Here is a 19,003-nt window from a genome sequence, read left to right on the forward strand (position 1 = left end):
TTTATATATAACGAAAACTAAATTTATACTTAATACAAAACAGCACTTTGTTAATAAACTTAATTTTTATTAAAAAAATTATTCGTCCCCTTAAAAAAAATTCATTTAAATCGAATTTATTACAAAAAAATGAAATAAAATTCTTTTTAAAGCGGACTTTTCTATTTTAAATAACTTTTTTTATTTTTATTTTTCATCTAACTATATTTTTTTATTTACAATCGAATATTCTTAATTTTATCTAAATTCCTTTATTTTTTATTTTTATTATATATATATATAATTTTTTTATAAAAATTGTCTGGAACACTTTTTTTATTGAGTTTTCTTCTATCTTTTCTACTTAAAACCATTATAATCTTCACAAAATATATTCCAAACAAGTAAATAAATAAAATTTGAAGGAAGTGATATAATTTTTATATAATAAATTAATTAAAAATTATATATGCAATATTTAAATTATATTAAAGGAAGTGATATATGTATTATGAAGACATGATATTTAACAAAGAAGACGTCAACCTATTAGTTTTTGAAAATAGTGAATTTTTAAACTGTAGTTTTACAGGAATAACTTTTAATAAAACAAGTTTCAATGGAACTATACTAGAAAATTGTACCTTTAAATCCTGCCAATTAATTTCTTCTACTTTTTACGATGCCAAATTTATAGATCTTAATTTTGAAAATTCTGAACTTGTCAGTATAAGTATAAGTCATATCAATAAATTTATAATCGAAGTCTCCTTTATTGATTCCTATTTAAAATATTGCGATCTTAGTAAACTAGATCTAAATAAAACAGATTTTTCAAATTCTACTCTAAAGGAATGTCTATTTTTTGAAACTCTCCTTAATCAATCTAATTTCAATAACTCAGATTTAGATGGATCATCCTTTGATAGTTGTAATTTAGAAAGATCTAACTTTAAGGGTGCTACTAACTATAGGATCAACCCTCTGACAAACCGTATTAAAGGAGCCAAATTTTCTATCCCTGATTTGGTTGGATTAGTCAGAGATTTCGATATTAAGATAGTATAGCAACGTGATGTTTATAATAAAAACAGAAGAGTCCGTTGGGCTCTCCTGTTTTTATTATATATTTTTTATATTTTTTTTATAATGTCATTAATAATTTGGCTAACATAAGAGCTGTTACAGTTCCTATTGCTGATCCAAATATCCCCATCATAAGTCCTGCTGGAATTAACGCTTCATCATACGTTCCTGCTAGAATTGGAGCTGATACAGATCCTCCTACATTAGCTTGAGAAGCTATCCCACAGATATAAAGGTCTAATTTGAATACTTTTGCTAAAATTAATAATACTACTAAATGGAATAATAATACTAATACACCTGCTACAATATAAATAGCTGCTTGACCCATATCGATTGTAGAAAAGTCTGTTGCCGTTGCAATTAACCCTACTACTACATATAAAAGTACACTACCTACATGGTCAGTTCCTTTAATTCTCTTTAATGGTGTCATACTTCCCAAGATACCGAATATTGTAGCTAAAATTACTACCCATCCAGATCCACTGAAGAATCCTCTAAGACCTGATAAGAAATTTGCGTCAGTTAATCCACCTGGGTTAACTACTTGTTTTCCAAGAACTAATACTATTCCTGCTACTCCAAGACCTAATCCTAATGTTAGCATAAAGTCCATAAATTCATAGTCTCTCTTATCTTCATTCTTAGCTGCTGTAGCATGAATATGACTTATGATCTTATCTACTTCATCACTATTTGCACCAGAGAATTTATTAAACTTTTCTCTCATTGGAGCCAAACTAATAAGTAATACTAACCAGAATGATGCACAGATATTATCCATCAAGAATGCATATGTCAGTGCTTGTGAACCATCTTTTACTCCTAATCCTGCTTGAGCAGCGGCCATATTTGTTGACCCTCCAACCCATGAAGAAGATAAAATTGAGAATGTTTGCCATGCATCTGCATCAAATCTTGATTTTAATGCCATGAATACAATTATAAATCCAATTATAATACTGGCCGTTACTGCCAAGAATGAACCCATTAACTTTGGTCCTAATTTAAATACATCTCTAATATCATTTTTTAATAGTAATAAAAATAACATCATTGGTAGCAAAAAATATTTTAATTGACCGATAAAGCTTGATAATTGTGGTGTTAATTCCCATATGTGCATTGTTGCACCTATCATTCCACCAAAGTAAATAAATGTTAATCCCGGTATAACCTTGAATAATTTTAATTTTAATGTCTTTTCACAATACAATACTGCCGTTATGAATAATATCAATAACGAAAAATAACTAAATACACTTGTTATCATTTGAATATCCTCCTGTTTCTACTTTTTTACGCTCTTCATTCTATGATTAAACTGTACATAAAACGAAGATTACGTTTTGTTTTCATTATATTCTAGCATATTTTTATAAGAATTCAAAGTTTTTTATCATTTGCCTAAATAAAAAGTACTGAAATACTAATTTTTAACCACATTCTTTAGGATAAGTAGCTTTAATAATATACATTTATCTTAGAAAATAATTAAAAAAATTATAAAATCACTTATTTAATTGTTTATTCTGATCTATCTTCTAAAACTAAATAAACAACGAGACATTATGTCCAAAATAAATAAAATTCAATTTATTATAATTTCCTAAATAATAATAAAAATATATATTTCTTTTTTCGAAGAAATATTATATAATCTATAAGATGACTCTGTAGCTCAGATGGATAGAGCGGCTCCCTCCTAAGGAGTAGGCCATGCGTTCGAATCGCGTCAGGGTCACCATTATTTATCAAAATTAAAAATAATATAACGTTATAATAATAAAAAAAGAAGATGAAATTTAAAAATTTCACCTTCTTTTTTTATTTATTAAATATATTCAATACATCATTAAAAGTTATCAAAATAATTAGCCCAAATAATATAATCATTCCAACCATATGAAATTTTTCTTCGAATCTTTTATTTACTTTTATACCTATTACTTCTAAAAAAATAAATATTATCCTTCCACCATCTAAAGCTGGAAAAGGAAGTAGATTAAAAAAACCTATATTTATTGAAAGTAACGCCGTTAACCAAAACAAAATACCCATTCCACCTTGACTAGCATCTCCTACAATCTTAACTATCCCTACAGGCCCTGATATCTCCTTAGCACTTACCTGCCCTGTAACAAGTTGTTTAAATCCTTTTAATATCATTGTAAATAAATTTTTATAGGCAGTTCCTGACTCCAATACTGCATCTATAAATCTATACTTTTCGATACTATATTCTGGCAGTATACCAATGTAATAATCATTCCTTTGTTCATCAAAAGTAAGTTCAACTTCTTTTTTTATGATTTCATCGTCTCTCATTATAAGAAATTCCATAGTATCACTATCTATATTTTCGTTTACACGACTTATATCTTCCCATCTATCTATCTTATTACCATTTATTTCTAGTATTTTATCTCCTATTTTTAAATTCCCAAAAGATTTAGAAGTTTCTACCATATTTCCAATTACAGGTTTTTCATTTTGAACTGCTTTTCCATTATAAAGTAAACTTCCGAAGACTATGATATAAGCTAATATAAAGTTCATTACTACACCTGCAATTAAAACTACAAACCTTTGAAAGGCAGATTTTGTATTGAAACCATCTTTTACTATTGAATCAACTTCCATCCCTTTAATATTTACAAATCCTCCCATGGGTATAACTCTCAAACAATATCTTGTATGTAACCCTTCATGGGAAAATAAAACAGGCCCCATTCCCAAAGAAAACTCCTCCACTGGCATCTTAAAATATTTAGCTGTTAAAAAATGTCCTAATTCATGAACCATTATTATTATCCCAAGTATAAGTATCGTTATTATTATATTCATCTATGCAACTCCTCACAAACTCTCAAAACTTCACTACCAATCTCATCTATTGTTTTTAGTTCCCCATCTTTTATACACATTACTTCCTTCCATGAATATTTATCTGCTATATAGCAAGCATTATCATGTGATTTTTGCATATATTCACGATCATTTTCATGAATATCTTTCTTATCTTCCCCTGTTATCTTATTTTTTCTATTTTCCATAAGTTTATATGCCATCTCAGTAGGCATATTTAAAAAAACTACCATATCTGGCTTTGGAATTCCCATTTTTTCATATTCCAACTCAATCAACCACTCTAAATATTTATCTTTTTCCACCTTATCATCCATCTTTGATGCCTGATGGACCATATTAGAAGTTGTGTATCTATCTGATATTACTATTCCTCCATCGCTATAGAACTTCTCCCAAATAGTTTTAAAAGATGCATATCTATCCACTGCAAACATAGTAGATACAGCATAAGTATTTACCTCTCCTACATTTTCTCCAAATTCACCATTTAAATACATCTTCACAGGTGCCGATGATGGACTTTCATAGTTTGGAAAGGTAACTTTCATAACTTTCTTTCCCATTTTTTTATATTTTTCATACAATAATTCTGCTTGAGTCTGCTTCCCACTAGAATCAGTTCCCTCTATTACTATCAATTTTCCCATTTCTACTCTCCTATAATCAATCTATTTTTTTCTAATATGGGTCTCAATTCTTCTAGATAGATCTCTCCCATTTTTTTATACCCTATTTCATTGGGATGGATACTATCAGACATATGTTTATTCCATACCCCTTTCCATATATCTTCTACAATATACACTCCTTCTTTTTCCTCTAATTCTTCAAACATTTTATCAAACTCTTTTTTAGAACTATTTTTCAAAATATTAAAAATTAACTGGTTTCCATAAAATTTAACTACATAGACTATTATATTTCTTTTTAACAGTTCATCTACAATATAGTTTAAATTTACTTTTGTTTTCTCTATTTCTATCCCTTGAATTAGATCATTTGCTCCTAATTCTACTATGACTGCATCTGGATTATAATCCAAAACATCAGTTTCAAATCTTTGGAGTGCAGACGTTGTTGTATCTCCACTTATACCTTTATTTATAACCTTTAACTTTAATTTAGACTGTAAATAATCTGGATAACTTCCCCCTGTAGGAGCACCATATCCAGCTGTTAAACTATCCCCATAACAAATCAAAACACTTTCTTTAGTCAAATTTTCATCTCCTAAATCCTTATTAAAAAAATTATAACCCATATGGATAAAAACCACTACTACTAAAGTTAGTATAACTTTATTCATGAATTTCCCCCTTAATTATTATTTTTACTATTTCAGCCCTACTCCAAGTCCTATAGGTAAAAAATCCTGTTCCTACTCCTGAAGACACTATCACTGCTTTATCCATTATTTTTTTGTATCCATAGACAACCTTATATTTAAGCATATATCCTAAATTTACAGGAAAAAACTGCCCACCATGAGTATGTCCAGAGAGTTGTAGCTCTATATCTTCACTCATATCTTCCTCAAATTTTGGTCTATGATCTATTATAACCTTTGGATAACTACTTTTATAAATATATTTCAATTTTTTTCTATAATAATTTGCTTCATCATCTCTAAAGATGAATTCTAATTTTTTTATTATAATCGATTGATCCCTTAAAATTTTGATTCCACATCTCTCTAGATATTCTATATTTTTATCTACGTTACCTATATACTCGTGGTTTCCTAACACACCATAAATCCCATGTCTAGATTTTAGATTTTTTAATACCTTCTCAAATCCCTTTCCTTCTATATACTCCATATGAGATTCTATGGTATCTCCTCCAATTAATATACAATCAGGAGATATTCCATTTACTTTTTCAACTATTTCTTCTACATAACTTAAAGGTCTCAATTCGCTCAAATGAATATCTGATAAAAATACCAGATTTAATTCAGTATTATAATTAGGTACCTCTACTATATATTCCTTTATTTTGATTTTAATATAATTCTGGTACCCTCTCCACATTAATAAAATATAGAATATGAGACTAAGCAAAAGAAATGTAGGTGTAGTAATTACCCTTCCCCATCCTAACACTTCTAAACTAATAGCTAAAACAGTAATAAAACACAGTGTTTTATATAAAAATAAATAATTAGCTGCAATTATCTTTACTTTTTTTCTTAAAGTATCACTTTTTATCTCGGTCATCCTTATTAAAAATAAAAAAGAACCTAGAAAAAATAATCCACCTACTAGATAACTTCCTGACAATAAATACAACAAATAGATAACAAAGGGCATAGGCAGATAATATACAATTAATTCCAACATATTTCTCCCCCTACTTTAATCTATAATTTTTTAATTTAACTTTCTCTATTTATAAGTTTTTATTATTCTTGTAGCTTCTTTTCTTGCCCAACTATCAGCCTTTATAACTGCTTCCAAGGTATCAACTGAGTGTACCTCATGGTTATCCATAGTATCTTTTATAACTTTATAGATCTCTAAAAATTTAATATTTCCATTTATAAATTGATCTACAGCTATTTCGTTAGCTGCATTATAGACTGCTGGCATAGATCTACCTGTTCTTCCTGCAAAATATGCATATTCTACACCTTTAAATACTTCATTATCTACTCCATCAAAGGTAAGATTAGAAAGAGTTCTAAAATTTAAACTTTCTAACACCTTGTTAGATACTCTATCTGGATAGGTAAAAGCATATTGGATAGGTCCCTTCATATCTGGTACTCCTAATTGAGCTATTATAGACATATCTTTAAATTCCACCATTGAATGAATTATACTCTGTGGATGCACTAATACCTCTATATCATCATAGGAGACATTAAAAAGTTGGTGTGCCTCTATAACTTCTAAACCTTTATTACATAGGGTAGATGAATCTATAGTTATCTTTCTACCCATAGACCAATTTGGATGTTTCAGAGCATCTTCTACCCTTACATCTTGTAGTTCTTCCAAAGTTTTCCCTCTGAAAGTTCCCCCACTTGCTGTTATAATTATCTTATTTACCTCATTTTTTTTACCACCTAAAAGAGATTGGTATATAGCTGAATGTTCACTGTCTACAGGAATTATCTCTGCATCATATTCCTTTAACATATTATTTATCAAATCTCCTGCCGCTACCATAGTTTCCTTGTTAGCAAGGGCTATTCTTTTTCCTTTTTTTATGGATTCTATCGTTGCTTCAATTCCTACTGCACCACTTACTGCTGTGAGAACTATATCAGTTTCATCTAAAGCTCCTAAAAATTTCAATCCTTCATTGCCTACATATACCTCTAGATTAGGATATTTTTTGATTATTTCTTCATATCCCTTTTCTGTCCCAATAGATACGTATGTAGGTTTAAATTCCTCTATCTGTTCCATCAATAATTTATGATTATAGTGAGCACTCATGGCAATCACATTAAATTCTGAATTTTTATTCCTAATGACTTCTAATGCATTAGTTCCAATACTTCCTGTACTTCCTAATATTGTTATATTTTTAATCTTAATCAACCCCTTATTTTATACTCATCCCTCCTAAGGGACACTGCTTTTTTTCCCAATCAAAGTAAGACTTCAAATTTATTATTTTAGCCTTAATATTCTCTATGAGATTCATATTTAAAAAGAATGAGAGTTTATTACTATATTATACAAAAAAAAAGGAGCTTTCGCTCTCTTTTTTTATTATCTAGGAAATTATCCTAACAATAAGAATCACTAAAATACTATTATTTAATTTCTAAACATACAATTTTAGAATAAAATTTATAGAAAAAAATTAATATAATAATACATAAGTGGGAATACCCAAATTAAACTATCATATCTATCTAATATTCCTCCATGTCCACCTAGTATTTTCCCTGAATCTTTTACACCAAATTCTCTTTTAAATACTGATTCTGCCAAATCACCTATTTGCCCAGTTATTGCAACCAGTACTGGTACTATTAACAGATGTATTCCCGATATATTTAAGTCTTTAAATAAGAATCCTTTTACAAGTAGCATAGTTATAACAGTAAATATTATTGATCCCAAAGATCCCTCTATGGATTTTTTAGGACTTATCTCACAGAGTCCACGAGAAAATATTTTTCTTCCAAATTTTACTCCTACAAGGTATGCAAATGTATCTGATATCCAAACTAATATTTGAATAGTCATTAGCCATTTACTTCCATTTAACATATATTTTATAGGAACTATATGGGAAAATAAAAATCCTACATATAGTACTCCTAACATTGTATATCCTATATAGCTACTACTTCCTTCTACTTTATTTTGATATATTCTAATAAACATAAGGATAAATATACCTAAAATAAGTATCATTGTCCCTCTAGACATATCTACATTATTCCCAATAAACTTTCCCAATAAATTTTTACCAGATGATATACTAGAGTATAATGCCAGTGGTATTGCTCCTCCAAGTATTATCCCTGTAATTTTATTTACAATTATTCCTTTAGATTCCATCATTTGATAGATTTCATACATTCCTATTCCTATTAAAAGCACTATAAATGCAATAAAAGTTTTATCTCCATAAAGGTATATATATACCGTCAGAGGAACCAATATTAAAGCCACCAATATTCTATTTAACATCTTTTACTCCTCCAAATCTTCTGTCTCTATTTTCAAAGTTATCTATTGCTCTGTCAAATTCCTTCTCGTCAAAATCCGGCCATAGCACGTCTGTTACATATATTTCTGAATAAGCTATCTGCCAGAGTAAAAAATTAGATATTCTAAACTCTCCACTAGTTCTTATAACTAATTCTGGATCTGGTATATCGGAATAAAGATAATCTTTAAAGTTATCTTCGTTGATATTTTTTTCTCCAGATTCAATTATATTTTTTACTGCATCTATTATTTCTGATCTTCCCCCATAGTTAAAACAAATATTAAAGGTCAAACCATCATTACCTTCAGTTAATTTTTCCACTTCAGATATAGCAGTTAAAAGTTTAGGAGATACCCCTTCTTTTCTTCCTGTAACTATCAATCTTATATTATCTCTTAACATATTTTTAGCTTCAGCTTTTAGATATTTTTGAAAAATATCCATAAGAGCATCGACTTCTTTTTGAGGTCTTTTCCAATTTTCTGTAGAAAAAGCATATACAGATAAATACTTAATTCCTATATCCCCTGCGTGCTCTATTATTGCTTTTATTCTTTTAGCACCCTCACGATGCCCAACAAATCTTGGTAAATGTCTATTTTGAGCCCATCTTCCATTTCCATCCATTATAATTGCTACATGTTTTGGTATCATCTATCTCCCCTTAATTTTAACAAGTTCTATTCTTTACATTCTATCATATTATTTCCTATTTTTCCAATGAGGAGATCAAAGAGAACCTATTCCTTGTTTATGACTTCTAGAATAGCATTTAAAACCATCATGTTATTTTTAACGCATTTTATCCCCTCATCAATGGCTTCCCTTGCCCGATAAAACTCTAATGGTTTGATATGAGATAACTTAGGAGAAATAAGAATATCTGGTGGATCTTCTCCCATACGGCTTTTGGTTATTCTATCCTGAGTAATATTAATTGAACTAGCAATAGCATCAAATAAATTTGGAGGAGATTCATTATTTTCATCTGTATCAAATATAGAAGGTGTATACTCTCTAACTAAATCATTTATCTTACTTATCACTCCTAATTTTTTTTTAGGAGGAATAGATTTTTTAAAATGTTTTCCAACAATATCTCCATTTAAATCTACAGCTATTACTATATCAGCTCCCAAAGCACGACAGGTAGATACTGGTACAGGGTTAACCAACCCTCCATCTACAAGCCATCTGTCATTGGTTTTTATAGCAGGAAATAATCCAGGCAAAGATACTGAAGCCCAGACCGCTTCTAGTATTGACCCTTTGGTTAACCATATCTCTTTTCCAGATTCCAAGTCTGTTGCTACTGCTCCATATTGTTTACTAAGCTCTTCTATATTTGCACTATCTGCTGCTACATATTTATTTAAAAAATAATGAAGTCTATGGGTATCGATAAATCCATTTAAAGACATGTTTATCTCAAAAAATTTAGCCACTTCAAATTTAGTCAATGAACATGCCCATTCTTCTAAGTCTTCTAGATTATTTGACATATAAGATGCTCCAACCAATGCACCTATAGAAGTTCCACACACAATATCAGGAACAATCCCCAGATCAGCTAAAGCTTTTATTATACCTATATGTGACCACCCACGAGATGATCCACTTCCAAGAGCTAAACCTATCTTCATTTTCCCCACCACCTTAATTTTTTTTACTATATATATATACTTCTTTACAATATATATACCTCTTTATACCATATAGTTCACCGTATATTTTATTGGTCAAAAAAAGAATCAAAAAGTTTCCTTACTCTTCCTTTTTATGGTTTCTCTTCGCAAGAGAAACCGAAGCTAAAACCATCTTGTCTTGATGGAGTAAGTCACGATCGTCATTGTAGGAATATTACTGCCGAAGATAACGACTATAAACTTCAAAAAAAAGATAAACCAAAGTAACGTATGGGGGTTAAAAAAGATATATGTCACTTCTTGATGTATATGATATGAAAAGTTTATAAACAAGAGTGTTACTTTTATCAAGTGATAAAAGCGTCATCATCATATTTTTTTCAAAAAAAAAAAAATACAGCAATAGAACACGTTGAGAACGAACTCCCTCTTTTGTTTTGTAATGTTTTTATAGTAGTACAAAACAAAATAGTTCTTGTTTAGTACACAATACTGTGGTATTATTAATTTAGATAAAGAAGAGCTCTCTTTCATCACTTATTAAATAAAATTAGGAGGAATTATGGAAAATTTTATACAAAAATTAAAGAAAGAGGGGATTAAATGTAAAAAGGAAAATCAAGGGGAAAAGTGGTATTTACATAGTGATACTAAACCAGCATTTGGCAGTTTAAAAATTGAGATGATAGACGACAATTTAAGAATCCTACCAACTTTTAAAAAAATTGATGCAAATAATGATATTCAAAATAAACAACAAACTTTTTCAATTCAAAATTTGAAAGAAAACGGTAAAGAGTGGAATAGTTTTATAAATGTTCTTAGAACGTATACAGTGTTACAATCATAAAAAATTTAATAAACAGATCCAATAAAAAAAGGGCAATTCATAAGTAGATTTTCTACTTGAGCCACCCTCTTTTTTTTATAAAATTATTTCAACCCCAAAATGATCTGAGACTATTTTTTTATTTTTCCCATTGAAAATAACATTACTTGAATATATTTCCATGGGTGTTCTAGTTAAAATTAAATCTAGTCTTTTTTTAGATAGATCATCTTCCCACCCTTCAATTTCACCTGGTACAGTGCATCCATCATCTTTTATCTTAGCTTCAATAAAAGTATCTATCAAGCCATTTTTTATTAAAAAATCATATCCCTCTCCATTCACACTTGCACCATTGTTGAAATCCCCCATAAAAAATACTTTATGGTTTATATTCTTTGAAATTTCTAATATTTTTTCTGCTTGATATTTAAAAGGTTCATCCTCATCATTCCACCATCCAGTATGACAGCTATAAAAAGTATAGATTTCATCATATAAATCAATAGATCCTACTACAATTTTTCTACTTTTCCAGTTTTCTATACTTCTACTCTGAGAAATATATATACTTTCAGAATTAATGAACGGTTGTTTACTCAAAAGAGCAACACCTTCTTCATATATATCATATCCATAGTGGGAAAAATCCCAGATGAAATTATAAGTTGTCCCTAACTTTTTTATCTCTTCTACAAGTAGGAGAGCAAAGTTATCTTCCCTTATATTACTATAAATCATTTCACTTTCTCTATGCTGACTGACTTCTTGAAGAGCTATGACATCATAGCTTTTCTCATAGATCGTCTTAGCCAGATACTTAATCTTCTGTCGTTGATTTTCTTCCTGCCATGAATGACAATTTAATGTAAGAATTTTCATTTTTATCCCCTATTAATTTAAAATATCGATTATTTTATTTTTAATATTATCAGCTTTAGGACCATAGATAGCCTGAATTCCATTTCCTTTAACTATCAATCCAATGGCTCCTGATTTTTTCCACAACGATTCTTCTTTTACTAAAGCATTATCTTTTACAGATACACGTAATCTAGTCATACAAGCGTCTACCTCTTCTATGTTAGATCCTCCTCCTAAGAGCTCAATAATTGTTTCGATCACTGTGTCATTACTTTGATTTTTTCCTACTTTTTCATTTGTTGTTTCTTCCACTTCTTCATCTAGATAATTTCCTTTTCTTCCTGGTGTTGGAAGATCAAATTTTTTGATTAAGAAATTTACAATAAAGAAATTTAGTCCAAAGAAACCTATACAACTTACTATAAAATTTATTAAATCTTTCCCAATTCCAGCATGTATCATTAGAGGAGTTCTTGTAAGTAACTCCAAAATTCCAAAGGCTTGTATTCTTAAATCAATAATATCCGTTAGTGCAAATGCTAAACCAGTTAATATTGCATGAGCTATATATAAAATTGGTGCTACAAACATAAACATAAATTCAATAGGTTCAGTTACTCCTGTTAAAAACACCGCTAGTATTGCCGAAAAGAATATCATCTTATATTTGTGTTTCTTATCCTCATCTACGTTTTTATACATAGCTAATGAAAATCCCAATAATGAAGCTGATGATAAAATAACTTGTCCAGCTTTAAATCTTGCTGGAACAACTGATTTTAATAATTCCTTATATGCTTCCATATTTCCTAGTTCTTTTAAATTGTTTAAATCTGTAATCCAAGCTAACCAAATAGGGTCTTGTCCAGCAATTATAGTACCAATTTCTGAGCCAGTTAATACTTGATATGTCCCTCCTAATTCAGTATAATTCATTGGAATAGTTAACATATGATGTAGACCAAATGGTAATAACATTCTTTCTAATGCCCCATAGACAAAGGGAGCAATTATTGGAGCTGTATCTCTAGATGTAGCAATCCAATTTCCAAACATATTCAGAGAATATTGGATAAATGGCCATGTAAACGATAGAAAAAATGCCATCATAACCGAACCTAATATTACCACAAACGGTACAAATCTCTTACCGTTAAAGAACGCCAATGGTTCTGGTAATCCATTAAAGTCATAATATTTATTGTACAGAGCTGCTCCTAAAAATCCAGTGATTATACCTATAAATACACCCATATTTAAAGCTGGAGCTCCTAATACTGTCGTAAAAAAGTCTTTTACTAATAATTCATTTCCACCGAATATACTTATAGTTGCAGTAGGATCATTCATCATCCCAGCATTAACTCCAAATATTGTTCCTGTAAGTCTATTGGTTAAAATAAATGCCAGTACTGCTGCAAAGGCTCCTCCAGCTCTTTCTTTTGCCCAAGATCCACCAATGGCTATAGCAAATAACAGATGTAAATTTACAATTATTCCCCAACCAATATCTTCCATTACCCTACCAATTATATCTATTCCTAAAAATGTTGTTGTTAATTTCCCCAATGAAATCATAAGTCCTGCTGCTGGCATTACTGCGATAACTACCATTAAACACTTTCCAAATTTCTGCCAAAAGTCAAATGAACCAAATTCAATTTTTTTCATCTTCCCTCCCCCCTTTTCTTTTTTTATTTCAACTTATAAACTCTGCACTCATAAGGTTTCAATATTAATTCATATATTGTCTTATGATCTTCTACTTTATAATTATTTAATACAATATTTTTAGAGTTTAAAGGATAATTTTCTCCTTTAAATTCACATATAGCTTCTGTCAAATTACAAATCACAATATAACCTTTTCCACCTACTAATCTTGTATAACTATAGATTTTTTCATCTGATTCAATAAGACAATTATAATCTCCATATAAAATTTCATTTGATTTTTTTCTTAATTCAATCATTTTTTTATAAAAATTTAAAACTGAATCTTCATCTTTTAAGTCATTTTTTACATTTATATGTTCATAATTTCCATTTATCTTTAGCCACGGAGTGCCACTAGTAAACCCAGCACTTTCACCATTATCCCACTGCATAGGTGTCCTTGCGTTATCCCTAGAAGAACTTTTTAATTTCTCTATATTTTCTTTCGTGGCTTTACCTTCTAAAATCAATTCTTTGTATTCATTCATTATTCTGACGTCGTTATAATCGTCTATACTAGGATAAGAAATATTTGTCATTCCTATCTCTTGCCCTTGATATATAAAAGGTGTCCCTTTTTGTAAAAAATACATTGCAGCAAATGATTTTGCACACTGAACTCTATATTTTTTATCATTTCCAAGGGTAGAGATGGACCTAGGTATATCATGATTTTCAATATACAGTGCATTCCATCCTATGTCATTTACTGTGTTTTGCCATTTACTTAATATTTTTTTATATTTTTTTACATCAAATTCTGCCTCTCCACAGCTATTCCATAGATCTAAATGCTCAAATTGAAAGATCATATTAAATTTTCCATCTTTTGAAGATACCCAATCCTTGATATCTTTACTATTATTAGAACTTACTCCATTTGCTTCTCCAACAGTTACGATATCATATTTTTCAAATGTTTTTTCTTTAAGTTCATCTAAATATTTATGGATTCCATTTTGATTCATGTGTTTACCAAAAGAAGATACATATTTTAATCCATTTGGATTAGGCATATCTTTAAGGCCTTTTTCTTTTTTTATATGACTTATGGCATCTACTCTGAATCCATCTATTCCTTTTTCTAACCACCAATTGATCATACTGTAGATCTCTTCTCTCATCTCTTTATTTTCCCAGTTTAAATCAGGTTGTTTTTTAGAAAAAAGGTGAAGATAGTATTGATCTCTTTCTTCTGATTTTCCCCAAGCAGAACCACTAAAAATACTTTCCCAGTTATTTGGCTCTTTTCCATCTTTTCCATCACGCCAGATATACCAATCTCTCTTTGGGTTATCTTTTGAAGACGCAGATTCTACAAACCATGGATGTTCATCACTTGTATGATTTATTACCAAATCTATGATAAGTTTCATATCTCTTTTTTTTACTTCTTTCATTAGTTCATCAAAATCTTCCATTGTTCCAAATTCTTCTAATATTTCTTTATAATCACTGATGTCATATCCATTATCATCATTAGGTGATTTATACATAGGACATATCCAAATAATATCTATTCCCAAGTCTTTTAAATAATCTAATTTAGAGATAAGTCCCTGTAAATCTCCTACTCCATCTCCACTAGAATCTTTAAAACTTCTAGGATATACCTGGTATCCTACAGCTTCCTTCCACCATTTTTTATTCATAGCCCCTCCTAATTGCGCAAACGTTTGCGCAATTAAATAAAAATTAAAATATCTAACCGTAGATATTTTTATAGGTAATTTATATCACATATATTTTTTGTTGTCTACTTAAAAACGAAAAAATGTACTCAAATAAGCACATTTTTTTATTTTTTGTACACTCCACTATAAGAAAAGTGCAATTCCACCTTTAATTCCAGCATCATTTCCTAGTTCTCCTAATTTAATTTCTAGGTTTACTAAAGTTACTGGTAGAGCATATTGTTTTAATTTTTCAGTTACTACATCTAAAAGTATTTCTCCTGCCAAGGCAACTCCACCTGACAAAATGATAATTTCTGGATTTATTATATTTAATAAATTTCCTATTCCCATACCTAAATAATTTCCTACATAATTAACTATTTCCATAGAAAATTCATCTCCAGCTTTTGCACAATCAAAAACATCTTTAGCTTCTAATTTTTCCATATTTCCTTCTAAACTCTTATATAAAAGGTTATTTTTATTTATAGCTAGACGTGATTTAGCTTCTCTAATTACTCCTGTAGCAGATGCATAAGTTTCAAAACAACCTCTTTGTCCACAGCCACATAATTTACCATTTTCAACTAATTTCATATGACCAATCTCTCCACCAGCACCACTTATTCCAGAAATCAATTTAGAATTTACTACTATTCCACCTCCAACTCCTGTCCCTAAAGCCACTGTAATACTACTAGCACTTCCCTTTCCTGCTCCAAATTTACTCTCTCCAATAGCAATCATATTTACATCATTTTCTAATTTTGTTGGCACCCCTGAGATTTTTTCCATTGCTTTACTGATATTTATATTAGCTTCCCAATCAAAATTAGCAAAAAAAGCTACGATTTCTTGATTTATTACTGGTCCTGGAATTCCTATTCCTATCCCACCAATCTTTTCTTTATTTATTTTTTTTTCAGCCATTAATTTTTCTATAGTTTCCCAGATTCTCTTCAATGTTGTTTCCATACCTTTTCCTGAAAATGTCTTGATTGTTTCTTTTATTAAAATTTTACCACTTTTATCTAATAGTCCTATTTTTGTATTTGTTCCTCCTAAATCTACCCCTGCATAATATTTCAATACTATTCCTCCTATACGTCTCTTAATTTTGATCTAACGATTTTATGATTATTTTTATTACTTTTATTAAGTTTAGATATTAATAAACTCATGGCCTCTTTTCCCAGTTTTGAAGCATTTATATCCACAGATGAAAATTTAGGACCAAAATTCCCTAATGGATCGATATTATTAAATCCAATTATCTTTATATTTTTTATATTATTTTTTATTAAATATCTTTGAACACCAAAGGCTAAAATATCATCGGTACATATTATTGCTGTTAAATTTTGATTTAACAGTAATTTTTTAGCTCCACTATAACCATTTTCTTCACTAAAATCATTTTTATATATAATTTTTGAATTGATATTTTCTTTTTTACACTCCTCTCTAAATCCTTTTTCTCTGTTAATTGAGACAGTCCAATTTTTTTTTGCTCCAAGATAACCTATGTTTCTATGACCATCTAAAATTAATTTTCTTACAAGATGAATCGTAGTTTCTTCATTGTTATTATCCACCCATAGAATATTATCAGAATCATTTTTTTCTGGTCGTCCAATTACCACACATGGAAATTTATATTTTTCTAAATACTCCAGACATTCATCTTTTTTTCTAGTGGTCAATAGGCATATCCCATCGACTATATTGGATGAAATAAAATTTTTCACTGCTTCTAATTCGTTATTTTTATTTTTCCCAAAGGCATACATAATATGATATTGATATTTTTCGGCAGCTATACTTATTCCCTTCATAGTTTGAATATAAAAAGGGTTAGAAAATAGTGAATCCGCTTCATGAGGCATAACTACTCCAATTATTTTAGTTTTCTTATTCACCAAACTTCTAGCTAGTATATTCGGTGTATATCCTAATTTTTCAATGGAATTTAGAACCCTTATTTTAGTTGCTTCTCCAATTCTAGAGGTATTAGATATTACCCTAGATACTGTAGAAGGTGCAACCCCTGCATCTTTAGCCACATCTTTTATAGTTACTTTCATTTTCTCAACCTCCTTTCTAAAAGATTATCATTTTTTTCTAAAAAATAAAACTTTATTTTTCATTTCAACATTTTACATGTATTTTTTTTACTAAATCATGTAAAAAAAAATGCCCTAAGGCATCTTTTTTTATACAAATAAATTTATAAGTAAGGATGTTAGGATGAGCATAAATGCTCCTCCAATCCTAGATGATATCTGTGAAAATGGTAATAATTCCATTCTATCAGAAGCTGATAATACTGCAATGTCTCCAGTCCCACCCATATTTGCCATACATAATCCTGCTGTTATTACTCCTTCAATCATATGAAATCCTAATAAACGACCAACTATTGCAGTTCCTATCATAGCGCCTATTATAGTTGTAATTACTAATAAGAGATAAGTTAAACTAAATGCACTAATTACTGCTGCTAAATCTGTATATGCTATTCCGATTCCTACTAAAAGTGCTAAAGTAAAGTTTTTCATTACAAATTGGAACCATGTTGTTGCTGCTTCCTCATGCTCTCTTTTTAAAATACCTGTTAACTTAGCAAAAGCTACCGATAAGATCATGAGTGCATATGGGTGTAATGGTATATATTTTCCTAAAAACTTCCCTAATACGTAGAATGTTGTAGCTATTAATAAACCTTTTCCTAGAGATAAATAGTCTAGTTTTATTTCCTTTTCCTCTTCTATTCTTACATCATCTTGTCCCTTTAATAATTTTCCTTCCCCAGAGAACCTCTTATATTTTTTACCTAATTTATTTAATACTCCTCCACAAACTATAGCTACTGCATTACCTAATGCTACTGCTGGAACCATAATAGATAAAAGTTTCGTTGGATCTTGTTCCATTGCTTTACCAAATATTTGAGCTAGCGGTACTGCCCCTGCTCCCATTCCACCACCCATAATTGGAATAGCGATATAAAATACTGCATTGGTAAACCCATAACCCATCAATGCTCCTACTGATCCAGTTAACAAGATTGATACAAATACTCCTCCGATTATTACTGGAAGATATTTTAATCCAGCCTTTATCAATAATTTTGTATCCATTCCTAATATACTACCTGTTATAAGAGCAGCTATATAAAAATTTAAAAACCCTCCACTTTTCATAAAAGTTTTAGAAGAAAGAATTACTGCTTCGGGTAAAATATTATATGTAACTAATGCTGCTGCTGCAAATATAGCTACTATAGGTCCTCCACCAAAATAATCCTTTACAATAGGTGTTCTATTACCTATTTCATTAAGTAATACTCCCATTATTAATAAAAAAGGTATAACACCTTCCATCCCTTTTGGCAAAGCTCCTGTAAATGTTGCACCTAACACTACTAATGTCATTGGTATAAAATATTTCATTTCCAAACCTAATAATTTAAATTGCTTTTTTAGTATATCTCCAGATAAAGCTTCTGTTTTCATCTTCTTTCCCCCTTGTTTCATTTTTTGTCTTTTCTATTTACATATTCAGTATATTCCTTATTTTTTACTAAAGATATAAAACAAAACTAAAAAAATAATTATTAAATTAAAAAAAGATTGCTAATTAATTAGCAACCT

At 29.6% G+C, this 19,003-nt stretch carries 17 protein-coding genes and 1 tRNA gene; 3 read left to right on the forward strand and 15 right to left on the reverse strand.

The window, feature by feature from the left end; translation table 11 throughout:
* Nucleotides 1-483 precede the first annotated feature (483 nt).
* Nucleotides 484-1,047 carry a pentapeptide repeat-containing protein gene (locus WBG30_RS00825; protein ID WP_424502744.1) on the forward strand — a complete coding sequence of 188 codons (564 nt, stop codon included), beginning with the start codon at nt 484-486 and terminating at the stop codon, nt 1,045-1,047.
* A 76-nt stretch (nt 1,048-1,123) separates the two neighbouring features.
* Here WBG30_RS00825 and WBG30_RS00830 read toward each other — a convergent pair whose 3' ends face one another.
* Nucleotides 1,124-2,341, reverse strand: coding sequence for a DUF819 domain-containing protein (locus WBG30_RS00830; protein WP_424502745.1), 1,218 nt, complete (start codon nt 2,339-2,341; stop codon nt 1,124-1,126).
* Between the two features lie 397 nt (nt 2,342-2,738).
* On the opposite strand from WBG30_RS00830, the gene WBG30_RS00835 reads away from it, so the two are divergent.
* Nucleotides 2,739-2,815: transfer RNA gene (locus WBG30_RS00835), tRNA-Arg, on the forward strand.
* Between the two features lie 80 nt (nt 2,816-2,895).
* On the opposite strand, the gene rseP is transcribed toward WBG30_RS00835, so the two are convergent.
* The 8 genes from rseP to WBG30_RS00875 form a co-directional block, all read right to left on the reverse strand.
* Complete coding sequence (gene rseP / locus WBG30_RS00840) at nt 2,896-3,915, reverse strand: RIP metalloprotease RseP (RefSeq protein ID WP_424502746.1); 1,020 nt, start codon at nt 3,913-3,915, stop codon at nt 2,896-2,898.
* Nucleotides 3,912-4,586 carry a dTMP kinase gene (locus tag WBG30_RS00845; RefSeq protein WP_424502747.1) on the reverse strand — a complete coding sequence of 225 codons (675 nt, stop codon included), beginning with the start codon at nt 4,584-4,586 and terminating at the stop codon, nt 3,912-3,914. Before WBG30_RS00845 ends, rseP begins: the two co-directional genes overlap by 4 nt.
* 2 nt (nt 4,587-4,588) lie before the next feature.
* Nucleotides 4,589-5,245 carry a GDSL-type esterase/lipase family protein gene (locus tag WBG30_RS00850; protein ID WP_424502748.1) on the reverse strand — a complete coding sequence of 219 codons (657 nt, stop codon included), beginning with the start codon at nt 5,243-5,245 and terminating at the stop codon, nt 4,589-4,591.
* Nucleotides 5,238-6,281, reverse strand: coding sequence for a metallophosphoesterase (locus tag WBG30_RS00855; protein WP_424502749.1), 1,044 nt, complete (start codon nt 6,279-6,281; stop codon nt 5,238-5,240). Before WBG30_RS00855 ends, WBG30_RS00850 begins: the two co-directional genes overlap by 8 nt.
* A 45-nt stretch (nt 6,282-6,326) precedes the next feature.
* On the reverse strand, nt 6,327-7,481 hold the full coding sequence (locus WBG30_RS00860) for a 1-deoxy-D-xylulose-5-phosphate reductoisomerase (protein ID WP_424502760.1): 1,155 nt from the start codon (nt 7,479-7,481) through the stop codon (nt 6,327-6,329).
* Between the two features lie 264 nt (nt 7,482-7,745).
* Entirely contained in the window at nt 7,746-8,597 is an 852-nt protein-coding gene (locus tag WBG30_RS00865; protein WP_424502750.1) for a phosphatidate cytidylyltransferase, read from the reverse strand.
* Nucleotides 8,587-9,273, reverse strand: coding sequence for an isoprenyl transferase (locus WBG30_RS00870; protein WP_424502751.1), 687 nt, complete (start codon nt 9,271-9,273; stop codon nt 8,587-8,589). Before WBG30_RS00870 ends, WBG30_RS00865 begins: the two co-directional genes overlap by 11 nt.
* Nucleotides 9,274-9,359: 86 nt before the next feature.
* Nucleotides 9,360-10,262, reverse strand: coding sequence for a patatin-like phospholipase family protein (locus WBG30_RS00875; RefSeq protein WP_424502752.1), 903 nt, complete (start codon nt 10,260-10,262; stop codon nt 9,360-9,362).
* Between the two features lie 565 nt (nt 10,263-10,827).
* On the opposite strand from WBG30_RS00875, the gene WBG30_RS00880 reads away from it, so the two are divergent.
* On the forward strand, nt 10,828-11,115 hold the full coding sequence (locus tag WBG30_RS00880; RefSeq protein WP_424502753.1) for a hypothetical protein: 288 nt from the start codon (nt 10,828-10,830) through the stop codon (nt 11,113-11,115).
* A gap of 75 nt (nt 11,116-11,190) precedes the next feature.
* Here WBG30_RS00880 and WBG30_RS00885 read toward each other — a convergent pair whose 3' ends face one another.
* The 6 genes from WBG30_RS00885 to WBG30_RS00910 all read right to left on the reverse strand — a co-directional run bounded on the left by WBG30_RS00885 (nt 11,191) and on the right by WBG30_RS00910 (nt 18,865).
* Nucleotides 11,191-11,976, reverse strand: a complete 786-nt coding sequence (locus tag WBG30_RS00885; RefSeq protein WP_424502754.1) for an endonuclease/exonuclease/phosphatase family protein — start codon at nt 11,974-11,976, stop codon at nt 11,191-11,193.
* A gap of 12 nt (nt 11,977-11,988) precedes the next feature.
* On the reverse strand, nt 11,989-13,629 hold the full coding sequence (locus WBG30_RS00890; protein ID WP_424502755.1) for a PTS transporter subunit IIBC: 1,641 nt from the start codon (nt 13,627-13,629) through the stop codon (nt 11,989-11,991).
* 23 nt (nt 13,630-13,652) lie between these two features.
* A complete protein-coding gene (locus WBG30_RS00895; RefSeq protein WP_424502756.1) occupies nt 13,653-15,326 on the reverse strand; it encodes an alpha-glucosidase in 1,674 nt (557 codons plus the stop codon).
* A gap of 165 nt (nt 15,327-15,491) precedes the next feature.
* Complete coding sequence (locus tag WBG30_RS00900) at nt 15,492-16,439, reverse strand: ROK family protein (RefSeq protein ID WP_424502757.1); 948 nt, start codon at nt 16,437-16,439, stop codon at nt 15,492-15,494.
* Nucleotides 16,440-16,450: 11 nt separating this feature from the next.
* Nucleotides 16,451-17,434: a LacI family DNA-binding transcriptional regulator gene (locus WBG30_RS00905; RefSeq protein ID WP_424502758.1), complete on the reverse strand. Its 984-nt coding sequence runs from the start codon at nt 17,432-17,434 to the stop codon at nt 16,451-16,453.
* A gap of 129 nt (nt 17,435-17,563) precedes the next feature.
* Nucleotides 17,564-18,865, reverse strand: coding sequence for a 2-hydroxycarboxylate transporter family protein (locus WBG30_RS00910; protein ID WP_424502759.1), 1,302 nt, complete (start codon nt 18,863-18,865; stop codon nt 17,564-17,566).
* Nucleotides 18,866-19,003: the final 138 nt, after the last annotated feature.

The organism is Psychrilyobacter sp. (genome assembly GCF_049671765.1).
In the GTDB taxonomy this organism is placed as follows: Bacteria; Fusobacteriota; Fusobacteriia; order Fusobacteriales; family Fusobacteriaceae; genus Psychrilyobacter.

Excerpts from the sequence above, each read along its gene's own strand:
- WBG30_RS00905 (WP_424502758.1), bottom strand. The coding sequence starts at position 17,434 with ATGAAAGTAACTATAAAAGATGTGGCTAAAGATGCAGGGGTTGCACCT.
- WBG30_RS00865 (WP_424502750.1), bottom strand. The coding sequence starts at position 8,597 with ATGTTAAATAGAATATTGGTGGCTTTAATATTGGTTCCTCTGACGGTA.
- rseP (WP_424502746.1), bottom strand. The coding sequence starts at position 3,915 with ATGAATATAATAATAACGATACTTATACTTGGGATAATAATAATGGTT.
- WBG30_RS00875 (WP_424502752.1), bottom strand. The coding sequence starts at position 10,262 with ATGAAGATAGGTTTAGCTCTTGGAAGTGGATCATCTCGTGGGTGGTCA.
- WBG30_RS00830 (WP_424502745.1), bottom strand. The coding sequence starts at position 2,341 with ATGATAACAAGTGTATTTAGTTATTTTTCGTTATTGATATTATTCATA.
- WBG30_RS00895 (WP_424502756.1), bottom strand. The coding sequence starts at position 15,326 with ATGAATAAAAAATGGTGGAAGGAAGCTGTAGGATACCAGGTATATCCT.
- WBG30_RS00855 (WP_424502749.1), bottom strand. The coding sequence starts at position 6,281 with ATGTTGGAATTAATTGTATATTATCTGCCTATGCCCTTTGTTATCTAT.
- WBG30_RS00910 (WP_424502759.1), bottom strand. The coding sequence starts at position 18,865 with ATGAAAACAGAAGCTTTATCTGGAGATATACTAAAAAAGCAATTTAAA.
- WBG30_RS00890 (WP_424502755.1), bottom strand. The coding sequence starts at position 13,629 with ATGAAAAAAATTGAATTTGGTTCATTTGACTTTTGGCAGAAATTTGGA.
- WBG30_RS00850 (WP_424502748.1), bottom strand. The coding sequence starts at position 5,245 with ATGAATAAAGTTATACTAACTTTAGTAGTAGTGGTTTTTATCCATATG.
- WBG30_RS00845 (WP_424502747.1), bottom strand. The coding sequence starts at position 4,586 with ATGGGAAAATTGATAGTAATAGAGGGAACTGATTCTAGTGGGAAGCAG.
- WBG30_RS00870 (WP_424502751.1), bottom strand. The coding sequence starts at position 9,273 with ATGATACCAAAACATGTAGCAATTATAATGGATGGAAATGGAAGATGG.
- WBG30_RS00880 (WP_424502753.1), top strand. The coding sequence starts at position 10,828 with ATGGAAAATTTTATACAAAAATTAAAGAAAGAGGGGATTAAATGTAAA.
- WBG30_RS00825 (WP_424502744.1), top strand. The coding sequence starts at position 484 with ATGTATTATGAAGACATGATATTTAACAAAGAAGACGTCAACCTATTA.
- WBG30_RS00885 (WP_424502754.1), bottom strand. The coding sequence starts at position 11,976 with ATGAAAATTCTTACATTAAATTGTCATTCATGGCAGGAAGAAAATCAA.